Below are 11,117 nucleotides of genomic sequence, written 5' to 3'. Positions count from 1 at the left end.
CGACACCGATATCTACGTGTATTGGGCGTCGTACAGCCACCAAACCGGGTTTATCGGCAACCTCGACTCGCACTACGGGGACCACGAGCCGATCCAGGTCGTCGTGAACGACACGACGGGTGAGGTCGAGCGGATCCGCGCGTCGGTCTACCACTGGATCAAAGGCGAGGCGTTCGCCTCCGAGTTCTACAACTACAACCTCATCCATGACCGCCTGAGGGAGCTGCGCCACTACCACCAGACCGGCGACTATGCCCGGCTCAAGCGAGCGATCCGGGAAGGGCTCCATCACGATCTCGGCAACATCTCGAACCCCGCGCTCTACCACAACAGCTATGTGGGCACCAAGCACCTGATCGAGGAATACGTGAACCAGGTGTGCGAGTCCATCAACCTGCTGTGTGACACCCCCATGCAGGAGCTGCCCGAAAGCGAAAAGCTGGGCTTCTTCAAGGATACCCTGCTGAGCTATGGCCGCCCGGCATTGCTGCTCAGCGGCGGCGCCACGCTTGGCCTGTTCCACCTGGGGGTGATCCGCACCCTCTGGGAACGGGATCTGCTCCCGCAGGTCATCTCCGGGTCCAGCGCCGGGGCTGTGATGGCGGCGATGGTTGGAACCACACCGGACGATGAGCTGGACCAGCTTCTGGAGCCGGAACGCCACAACCTCAAGGCCTGGCGCTGGAAAGGCGTGGTCAACGGGCTGCGTGGGGCCGGGTTCATGGACCAGGGCGTACTGGAACAGTGCCTGAGAGAGAATATCGGGGAGTTCACCTTCGAGGAGGCGTTCCAGCACACTGGCCGCTCCACCAACATCAGTGTGTCATCGGACCAGGGCCAGTATGGGGCGCGGCTGCTCAGTGGCTATACCTCGCCCTATATGCTGGTATGGAGCGCCGCTCTGGCCTCCTCCGCGGTTCCCGGGGTCTTTCCGCCCGTGCAGTTGCAGAAGAAGGATCACCAGGGGGCTACGGTGCCCTACATGCCACGCCTGCGCTTCGTGGACGGTTCGGTAGTGAGTGACCTGCCGCGCGAACGCCTGATGCACCTGTACGATGTGAATTTTACGCTGGTCAGCCAGACCAACCCGCATGTGGTTCCGTTTCTGCGCCGGGATCATGGACAGTCCCGGGAGAGCCTCGCCAGTCTGCCCCTGTCACTGCTGAAAGCGGAGATGCAGTTCCATGGCAAGGGGCTGTTCGATGTGCTGAGGCGGCGCATGCGGCCGGAACTTGCCCGCCAGGCCTGCGGCCAGATCTATACCATCATGGCGCAGCAGTACCAGGGGGACGTGACCCTGGCACCGCGCTACCGGATGCGGCACTTCCGGCGCATGATGTCGAACCCGTCGCCGGAATTCGTGCGCGAGATGATGCTGGAGGGGGAACGTGCCACCTGGCCGCTGATCTCCCAGATCCGGACCCATGCCAAGATCTCGCGCACGCTGGAGGGCTGCATCCGGCGCCTGCGCCAGCACAACCGCAAGGGGGCCGAGCTGCACGTAATCGCGAGCTGAGCCTGTACGCTCCGGGAGCCGCCCGCTATCATGAGCGGTCTCTTAACCGACCTTTGGACAGGAGCGCATGCTCAACGAGGATACGAAGGCTGAGATCCAGGCAGCCTATCGGGCCGTGCTGGCCGGCAAGGACCTGCGCGCGCGCTACGGCCAGCGGCTGATGATCGCCGAGATTGCCCGCTACCTCGGTGAGATCACGGAAAACGACGGTCAGCGAACGTCCGCCCACAAGGCCTGTGTTCTGGAAGCCGGAACCGGCACGGGCAAGACCCTCGCCTACCTCCTGGCCGCCATCCCGGTGGCACGGCAGCTTGGCAAGCAACTGGTGGTTTCCACCGCCACGGTGGCGCTCCAGGATCAGATCGTGAACAAGGATCTGCCGGACCTGAAAGCCCATTCAGGGCTGGATGTGAGCTGGTCCCTGGCGAAGGGGCGTGGCCGCTATCTGTGCCTGTCCAAGGTGGAGCAGCGCCTGCATGGCCACGGTAACCAGGACAGCGACACCATTCCGCTTTTCATGCTCCAGGAGGAGCCGGGCGAACCGGCGGAAACCCGCGCTTTCCACGAAAAGCTTTTCTCCAGCTACGCGGCCCGCGAGTGGGACGGCGACCGTGACCACTGGCCGGACCACATCCCCGATGACATCTGGCAGGGCGTGACCACGGACCACCGCCAGTGCACCAACCGCCGTTGCAGCTATTTTGACAGCTGTCCCTTTTTCTCGGCGCGTGCGGAGCTGGAACACGCGGACGTGATCGTCGCCAACCATGACCTGGTGCTGGCGGATCTGGCCCTGGGGGGTGGCGCCATACTGCCCAAGCCCGAGGACACCATCTATGTGATGGACGAGGCCCATCACCTGCCGGACAAGGCCCTGAACCACTTTGCCGCCTCCCTGGGGCTGGAAGGCACACGTCAGTGGCTGCGCAGCCTGAGCCAGGCTCTGGCCCAGCTTCTGCCGCATCTGCCGGCGGACGCCGAGGCGGCCCGCACGGTACAGAAACTGACGGATCTGGCACGGGAAATTGACCCGATGCTGGCGGACGTCCATGAATGGCTCGAAGAAAACACGCCCTGGGAAGGGGGCGAAGACGGTGGTAACAGCCAGTACCGTTTCCCGGGCGCACGGTTGCCGGACGAGTTGAGCACCCGGGTGACCGCACTGCAGCAGCAACAGGTTCAGCTGACGCGGCGTCTGGACCAGTTGGCCGACTTTCTGGATGAAGGGATGGATGAACGCCGGGAAGGCGATATTGATCGCGAGACCGCCGAAGCCTGGTACCCCGTGGTCGGCCAGTTCCATGCCCGGGCAGAGGATCAGTTGCGGCTGTGGCAGGCCTGGTCCGAGGCCGTGCCGGAAGCCGAGGAGGGAGAGGACAGCACGCGTACGCCCGCGCCGGCGCGGTGGCTCAACCGCCGTGGTGGCGAGAATGGCGACATCACGCTCTACAGCAGTCCAGTGCTGGCGGATAATGTCCTGTTCAGTCGGCTCTGGAGCCGGTGTTTCGGCGCCATCCTGACTTCCGCCACCCTGACAGCGCTTGGTCGCTTCGACCGCCTCAGCATGCGTGCCGGGCTGCCGGCGGACAGCCGCTGCCTGGTGATTCCCTCGAACTTCCGCTACCAGGAGAACGCCACCGTGGAGGTGCCGGCCTCAAGTATGGAACCCGGGGATCCGGCCAGCTACGCGGAGCGGCTGGTGGATCGTCTGCCCGGGGTGCTTGAAGGGGATACGGCGGCGCTGGTCCTGTTCACCGCGCGTCGGGACATGCAGAGGGTGCGTGACATGCTGCCGGAGACCTGGCGGGACTGCGTCATCACGCAGGATGACCATACCCGGGCGGAGGTCCTGGACCGCCATCGCCAGCGCGTGGACAACGGCCAGACTTCAATTCTCTTCGGAGTGGCCAGTTTCGCGGAAGGGATCGATCTGCCGGGAACCTATCTGGAGCACGTGGTCATCACGCGACTGCCGTTTTCGGTGCCGGATGATCCGATTGAGGCCAGTCTGGCTGAATGGATCGAGGAAAGGGGCGGCAACCCCTTCATGGAGATCAGCGTGCCGGACGCCTCCATAAGGCTTGTGCAGGCCGCTGGGCGGCTGCTTCGCAGTGAGTCCGACACGGGTCGTGTGACGATCCTGGACCGTCGCATCATCTCCCGGCGTTACGGCAGCATGCTGCTGGATGCGCTGCCGCCGTTCCGCCGTGTGATTGCCGCCTGAGCCCTACCTCAGTCCGTCTGGCGGGCGGGGTGCGGCTCGTAGCTGATGAGACCCTGCTGGCGGGCCATGGCGTAGGCGGCCTTGGGCCCGGTCCAGAGTGACGGCAACAGGATCAGTGATACCGGAATCGCGGTGATCACGATGAACTGTTGCAGCGCGCTGATCTGGCCTTCGCCCATGTACAGCAGAATCGCTGCCATCAGTGCCATGGCCACACCCCAGAAGACGCGAACTGCGCGGTTCGGTTCATCATGGCCGGTGCCCACGACAGAGATCGCGTAGCTCATGGAATCCCCGGTGGTTGCCACGAAGATGGTGGTCAGCAGCAGGATCGCCAGTGCCATGAGCATACCGCCGGGCAGCGCCTGGGCAACGGTGAGGGTGGCCACATCGAACTGGAAGTTCTGCAGCGGCTCGGCCAGCTCGATCACGTCCTGCATCTGGTAGAAGATGCCGGAACCGCCCAGCAGGGTGAACCAGACGGTGGTGGCGACCGGCGCCATGACGGCGACTGCCAGAATCATCTCCCGGATGGTGCGGCCACGGGAAATACGTGCCACGAAGATCGCCATCAGCGGCCCGTAGCCGATAAACCAGGCAAAGAAGAACACCGTCCACCATTTCATCCACCACGCAGGCGCGGTCTCGGAGGTCATGGTGCCCATGCGGAAGAATGAGGAGATGTATTCACCGAAGCCCTGTGTGTAGGCGTTGGTGAGGAAAAGCGTGGGCCCGAAGACAAAGATGACCGCCGCGATCGCGAGTGCCAGCATCACGTTGAACCGGCTCAGCAGCTGTATGCCTTTGTGGATGCCGGTTACCGCCGAGGTTACATAGATTGCACCCAGGGCGATGACGATCATCAACTGAGTGGAGTAACGGTCCTCGACGCCGAACAGAACCTCGAAGCCATAGCTGACCTGCGTAGCAAGGAAGCCGATGGGGCCAACCGTGCCGGCGACCACGGCCACCACGCAGCAGGCGTCCACCACGCCGCCGATCCAGCTGCTCATAATGCGCTGCCCGAAGACAGGGTAGAGCAGGGTGCGGGGCCGCAGCGGGTGCCCGAGATCATAATGGTTGTGCGCCAGGATGATCGCGGTCAGTGAGCCGAGGATGGCCCAGGCCAGAAAGCCCCAGTGCATGAATGACTGGGCAAGGGCGCCGGCCACGGCTTCGGCGGTGCCTGCCTCGGTGTTGAACGCCGGAGGTGTGACCACGAAGTGATAGACCGGCTCGCCGGCGGCAAAGAACACGCCGCCTCCGGCGAGCAGGGTACACATGATCATGGAAAGCCAGCGGAAGGTGCTGATTTCCGGTGTCGTACGGTTCCCCACAAGGGCGCCAGCCGCGGGCGAAATGGCAACCCCCAGGGCAATGAAGAAGGTTGCCAGCAGCAGCAACTGGAAGTATGAGCCCAGGCCCGCCGCTGTCGCGGTGAACCATTCACCGATGCTGTCGGAGACGAGCGTTATGTCGTACAGGGAGAACAGGATGAAGAGAACGATGAACCCGGCGCTGAGGCCGAGAACCACTGGATCACCAAGCCGCCGGTGATCGCTGGGCGACGTGCCCGGAGTCTGTTCGGATGGAGTCATGGGAGCCTCACGACCATAAAAAGTGAAGCGCGGGATGATGACAGCTTGTTACAGGAAATCAATGGTTGACAGTCCGAATGGACAGAAAAAAGCCACCAGGGAAAAAACCGCTGGTGGCTGAACAAGGAGTTCCGTGAGGAGAAATCCGAAAGGCCTGAAATCGAATTCCTGTTGACTCTTCTCACGGTGCCCAATGTAGGGCGTAAGGGGGCGTAGAGGGATCGTCCATAGGGCGTAAAAGGGGAGGAAAAAGGGCGTAAGGCGCTCAAAGTGTGAATTGAGTCACATTGTGAGCCCTGACTAATCGACCAGCCCCAGTTCCCGGGCACGGGCCAGTGCGCCGGTGCGGCTGCTGGCACCCAGTTTACCGTACAGGTTGCGTATGTGGGCCTTGACCGTTGTCTGCGCCACGGACATGCGCTGTGCGATCTCCTTGTTGGCATGACCGGCATGGATCAGGGTCAGCACCTCGATCTCGCGCTGGCTCAGGGGCTCCAGGAGTGCTTCGGTGCTGCCCATGGCCGGTGCAGGTTCTGTCTGGGCGGGCGCGGATTCCGCTTCCAGCAGTGGGTCCAGTTCGCGCAGGAAAGCCAGCGGCAGGCCATGGTGGGGCATACGCCGGTACAGCGCGGCCAGCGCCGGCCCTTCCTCGACAAAGAGTCGCAGGAAACGTTCCCGGGAGGCCAGCTCAAGTGCGCGGTGCAGCATGACGGCGGCCTGTTCCCCGCGGTCGAGGTGATCCAGGCAGACCGCGTATACCGCCAGCAGTTCAATCAGATGTTTGATATGGCGCCCTTTCTCGGTGGACAGCCGCAGCGGCGCCAGGATGTTGATCGCCTCCTCGGCCTGACCGTCCGCGAGCAGCAGCCGCGCCAGCCCGATGCGGGCCTGTTCCCTGTTGATGGGGTTACGGTAGTTGTGCTCCTCAAGCCGTTCCCGCCAGGTCTGTGCGCCAGTGCGGTCGCCCAGCGCCAGGTGGCAGCGCACGTGCAGTGCTTCCAGGCATGGGGGCTCGAACAGGATGGCATCGCGTTTCTGGTCCTGAACACGCTCCGCGTCCTCCAGGTATTCCATGGCGTCCTGGTACTGGCCCCGGGAGAAGGCCAGGTGTGCGCGGGTGTACTGGATCACCACGTGCTGGCCGGGCTCGCTGCCCGAATCCAGGTGCGGCAGCAGCGGGTTCATGTGGGTATCCGCCAGGGTCAGGTCGTTCTTCTCCCGGTGGATCTGGACCATGGCGCTGTTCTGCCAGCAGGAGACCAGGCGGGGCTGTTCGGGGTCCGTGTGATGGGAATTTACCCATTCGCGCACGCTGGTCCCCACGTCCAGTGCCCGGTCCATCTCACCCTGGTAGAACAGGATCCACGCCAGAAGGCCGCCGCTGGAGAGGGTGGTGGCGTGTTTCTTTTCCCGGCGCCCGTGCTCCACTGCGGATTCCAGTGCGTGGGTGGCACTGGCCAGATCCCCGTTGGCGTAGCAGTCCAGCCCGATGCCGTAGTAGGTCACGGACTTGAGGGGGATATTGGTGTGGTCGATATCCTTCAGGACCTGCTGGGTCAGGTGCTGGGCACTGGAGTGGTCGCTGCGGGTGCGCGCCATGTAGGAACGGATCAGCGCGATCTCGTTGTGCAGTGCCAGCGCCACGTCGGCGTTATCGTCTGAATTGGCAACACGGATGTCCAGCGCGTCTTCAAGCTGCTCCAGCAGGGGCTCGATGTTGTTGAGCCGGTTCAGGAAGAACAGTGCCCAGATCTGGAGCATCATCAGGCGTGGATTGCGGGTGGTCCGCTCCTCCGGCAGGTACTGCAGCCACTTATGGACCAGCTCATGGAAGCCGGTGTGGATCAGGTTGTTGCCGTACTGTTCCAGCACCTGTTCCAGCCAGTCCCAATCCTCCAGCTGAAGCAGCTGTACGATGGCCTCCTGCAGGTAGTCCTCGTTCAGCAGCCAGCGGATGGCCCGGGCCTGCAGTTCCCGGTAGGCCTCCGGCTCGGTCTGGCTGAAACGCTGGGTCAGGGCTTCGCGGAACAGGTCGTGGTAGCGGAACCACTGGTCGCGGGTGTCCAGGGGAATGATGAAAAGATTCGCGTGAACCAGCTGCTCCAGAACCGTCTGGCTGTCGTCGCGTTCCAGGATACTGTTGCACAGCTCCGCGCTCAGGCGCCGGCAGACGCTGGTGCGCAGCAGGAAATCCCGCACATCCGGTCTCTGCTGATCCAGTATTTCGGTCAGTATGTAATCACTGATCTGGCGGCTGTGATCGCCCTCGCTGAGTACAGCACGGGACAGGCTGCTGGAGTTCATGCTCTTGCCAGACAGGGCTGTGAGCTGCATGGCGGCCGCCCAGCCCTCGGTTCGCTGCCATATGGCGCGGACCTTCTCGTCGTCCAGCGCAAGCCCCATGTAGTTGTTGAAGAAGGCGCTGCACTCGGATTCGGAAAAGGCAAGGTCACTGGCGTGCAGGCCCTCCATCCAGCCCTTGACCCGCCACCGGGAGAGCGGCAGGGCCGGCTCCGTGCGTGACAGCAGAACCAGGTGCAGCGCGGGCGGGGCATGATCCACAAGGAAGGTGATCTGGCGCTGGATGTCGGGATCCTGGATCAGGTGATAGTCGTCCAGTATCAGGTTGGCGTGCTCGACTGACTGGTCGATGAGCGTGTTGATGAACGCGGTCAGGGCGCCCTCTATGTGCTCCGCACCGGGCGTGTCCAGATAATGGTGGATGGACTCCTGGTGCCCCAGGATGGTGTTTTCCAGAGCGCCGATGACGTAGGACCAGAAACGGCGAGGCTCGTCGTCCTGTTCATCCAGGGACAGCCAGGCAACCGGCTGGTCATGGGCCGCGCACCACTGGTTCACCAGTGTGGTCTTGCCATACCCGGCCGGGGCCGTGATGGCGGTCAGGCGCCGTGCCGCATCGGGCTGAAGCCGTTCCAGGAGACGGGGACGGGCGATGGCACGGGGGTCCGCTGCCGGGCGCATGAATTTTGTGGCCAGTAACATCGGCAAGTCCCTGATCCCGTTCCTGTGCTCAGTGTCGCATTGTCGGGGCTGGAGGTTGCATGTTCAAGATGCTTCGTGATTAGGAGAGCGGGACAGGCTGCAAAAAAAATGGAATAATACGCTATATTCTTAGATCAACGTAAAAGCATTGGAGTCGCCGGGCATGAAGCTGCAGCAACTGCGCTATATCTGGGAAGTGGCACACCATGACCTGAACGTTTCCGCCACGGCTGCCGAGCTGTTCACCTCGCAGCCCGGGATCTCCAAGCAGATCCGGATGCTGGAGGATGAGCTCGGGGTCGAGATCTTTGCCCGCTCGGGCAAGCACCTGACCCGGATTACGCCCGCGGGTGAGAGCATCATCCGCGAGGCGGGCGAGATCCTGCGCCGTGCCGATGGTATCAAGCGTATTGCCCAGGAGTTCAGTGACCAGAACCGGGGTGAGCTGCGGATCGCGACAACCCACACCCAGGCCCGCTATGCGCTCCCGAAGCTGATCCGCGAGTTCATGGCTGAATACCCGGAAGTGACGCTGCACATGAACCAGGGCACGCCCTGGCAGATCTCCGAGATGGCGGCGAACGGGGTGGTGGACTTCGCGATTTGCACAGAGGCCCTGGACCAGTTCCATGACCTGATCATGATGCCGGGTTATCGCTGGAACCGCTGCGCCGTGGTGCCGAAGGACCATCCACTGGCCGAGTTGAAGACCCTGACACTGGAGGAGCTGGCCAAGTACCCGCTGGTGACTTACGTGCAGGGATTCACCGGTCGGTCACGGTTGGATCAGGCCTTTGAGAGCGTGGGGCTGACACCCAAGGTGGTGTTCACGGCTTCGGATGCGGACGTGATCAAGACCTATGTGCGCCTGGGCCTGGGCGTGGGGATTGTAGCCCACATGGCCCACGACCCGGAGGTGGACACGGATCTGGTGGCGCTGGACGCCCAGCACCTGTTTGAGCCCAGCATCACCCGCATCGCCTTCCGCAAGGGCACCTTCCTGCGCGCCTACATGGTTGATTTCATCCAGAGGTTCGCGCCCCACCTGAGTCGGGATCTCATTGAGGCCGCTGCCCAGAGGACCTCCCAGGTCGAGCTGGATGAACTCTTTGAGGATGTGGTGCTGCCCAGCTACTGAGTGGGGGTCACTCAGCGCTGGAACTGGCGATCACGTTGCCGGCGTGCAGACCGCATTCCTTCTTGGTGGCCTCTTCCCACCACCAGCGGCCCTCGCGTTCGTGCTGGCCCGGGAGGATCGCCCGGGTGCAGGGCTCACAGCCAATGCTTACAAAGCCACGGTCGTGCAGCTCGTTATAGGGCACTTCCATGGCACGGATGTAGTCCCAGACGTCCTTTGAAGACCAGTTGGCCATGGGGTTGAACTTCACCAGCGGCCCATTGCGCCCCTCGAAGGATGTATCCTGCTGGACCACGGGTACATCGTTGCGGGTATCCGGGCTCTGGTCCTTGCGCTGCCCGGTGATCCAGGCATCGAGGCCCGACAGCTTGCGCCGAAGTGGCTCGACCTTGCGGATGCCGCAGCACTCCTCGTGGCCGTCCTCGTAGAAGCTGAACAGACCCTTCCTGTTGACCAGGTCCTGAACCGCCTGTGCATCCGGGAACAGGATCTCCAGGTCGAGTTCGTACGCCTGCCGCACCTTTTCCACGAACCGGTACGTTTCCGGGTGCAGGCGGCCGGTGTCCAGAGTGAAGACACTGAAGGGTTTTTTAAGGCTGTGCGCCATGGCGATCAGGGCCACGTCCTCGGCGCCGCTGAAGGAGATCGCGATATTGTCGAACTGCTCCAGTGCGGTTTTGATGATTTTCCGGGGCGAGGCGTCCGCCAGCTCGCTGTTGAGACTGTCGATGTCCATCAATGGAGTTCCGTGATCGGCGGTGAATTCAGCACCATCAATTCTAACATCCGGGACGCCTTATTACCCGTGCATTCGGTTCAGGCTTTATTTATGATGACGCTCCCAAAAAACAATACTGGCAAGGGCACAGGGTAAAAGGAGGCGTTGTGGAGCTGGCCTGTCTGGATCTGGAAGGGGTTCTGATCCCGGAAATATGGATTGCGTTTGCCGAGAAAACCGGGATACCGGAACTCAAGGCCACGACGCGGGACGTGCCGGACTATGACCAGTTGATGCAGCAGCGGCTGGCGCTGCTGGACCAGCACGGCTACGGACTCCCGGAGATCCGGGAAGTCATCGGGGAGCTGGAACCCCTCCCTGGTGCCCGGGAATTCCTGGAATGGCTGCGCCGGCATTTCCAGGTGGTGATTCTTTCGGACACCTTCTATGAGTTCGCCATGCCCCTGATGGAGAAACTCAGCTATCCGACGCTGCTCTGCCACCAGCTGAGTGTGGGCGAAGACGGCACTATTCTGGATTACCATCTGCGCCAGCCGGATCCCAAGCGCCAGGCGGTGCGTGCCTTCCAGCTGCTCAACATGAAGTGCATCGCAACGGGCGATTCCTACAACGACACCACCATGCTGGCCCAGGCTGAAGCAGGGATCCTGTTCCACGCGCCGGAGAATGTCATCCGGGAATTCCCCCAGTTCCCGGCCGTGCATGACTACGAGAGCCTGAAACAGGCCTTTCTCAACGCCAGTACCGCCCAGCACGATTGAGCTCCCCTGTAGGAGCCTGCCCCGCAGGCGATCTCTGATACACGGAATATGGATCGCCTGCAGGCAGGCTTCTCTAAAGCGGGCGTCGGGATCAACCCACGCCCGTTGACTCTGGTTAAGGATTGGGTTCGACGAGCT

Annotated in this window: 7 protein-coding genes; 4 read left to right on the top strand and 3 right to left on the bottom strand. The window is 62.5% G+C overall.

The features are described from left to right. Together QZ501_RS13270 and dinG are read left to right on the top strand one after the other, a co-directional pair. The coding region (locus tag QZ501_RS13270) for a DUF3336 domain-containing protein (RefSeq protein WP_363174792.1) at positions 1–1,516 on the top strand (1,516 nt) is incomplete at its 5' end. Positions 1,517–1,583: 67 nt separating this feature from the next. Next, positions 1,584–3,740 carry an ATP-dependent DNA helicase DinG gene (gene dinG, locus QZ501_RS13265; RefSeq protein WP_295720140.1) on the top strand — a complete coding sequence of 719 codons (2,157 nt, stop codon included), beginning with the start codon at positions 1,584–1,586 and terminating at the stop codon, positions 3,738–3,740. A gap of 8 nt (positions 3,741–3,748) precedes the next feature. Here dinG and QZ501_RS13260 read toward each other — a convergent pair whose 3' ends face one another. Both QZ501_RS13260 and QZ501_RS13255 read right to left on the bottom strand, forming a co-directional pair. Further along, entirely contained in the window at positions 3,749–5,338 is a 1,590-nt protein-coding gene (locus tag QZ501_RS13260) for a BCCT family transporter (protein ID WP_295720137.1), read from the bottom strand. Positions 5,339–5,638: 300 nt separating this feature from the next. Next, complete coding sequence (locus QZ501_RS13255) at positions 5,639–8,341, bottom strand: LuxR C-terminal-related transcriptional regulator (RefSeq protein WP_295720134.1); 2,703 nt, start codon at positions 8,339–8,341, stop codon at positions 5,639–5,641. 163 nt (positions 8,342–8,504) lie between these two features. Here QZ501_RS13255 and cysB point away from each other — a divergent pair, with 163 nt between their 5' ends. Next, positions 8,505–9,479, top strand: a complete 975-nt coding sequence (gene cysB / locus QZ501_RS13250) for an HTH-type transcriptional regulator CysB (RefSeq protein WP_151440477.1) — start codon at positions 8,505–8,507, stop codon at positions 9,477–9,479. 7 nt (positions 9,480–9,486) lie between these two features. On the opposite strand, the gene QZ501_RS13245 is transcribed toward cysB, so the two are convergent. Then, complete coding sequence (locus tag QZ501_RS13245; RefSeq protein ID WP_192497314.1) at positions 9,487–10,215, bottom strand: phosphoadenylyl-sulfate reductase; 729 nt, start codon at positions 10,213–10,215, stop codon at positions 9,487–9,489. 149 nt (positions 10,216–10,364) lie between these two features. Here QZ501_RS13245 and thrH point away from each other — a divergent pair, with 149 nt between their 5' ends. Then, on the top strand, positions 10,365–10,979 hold the full coding sequence (gene thrH / locus QZ501_RS13240; RefSeq protein ID WP_160899188.1) for a bifunctional phosphoserine phosphatase/homoserine phosphotransferase ThrH: 615 nt from the start codon (positions 10,365–10,367) through the stop codon (positions 10,977–10,979). Positions 10,980–11,117: the final 138 nt, after the last annotated feature.

Source organism: uncultured Halovibrio sp., assembly GCF_913056445.1.
GTDB lineage: Bacteria > Pseudomonadota > Gammaproteobacteria > Pseudomonadales > Oleiphilaceae > Halospina > Halospina utahensis_B.
This window is presented reverse-complemented; position numbering and strand designations above follow the sequence as displayed.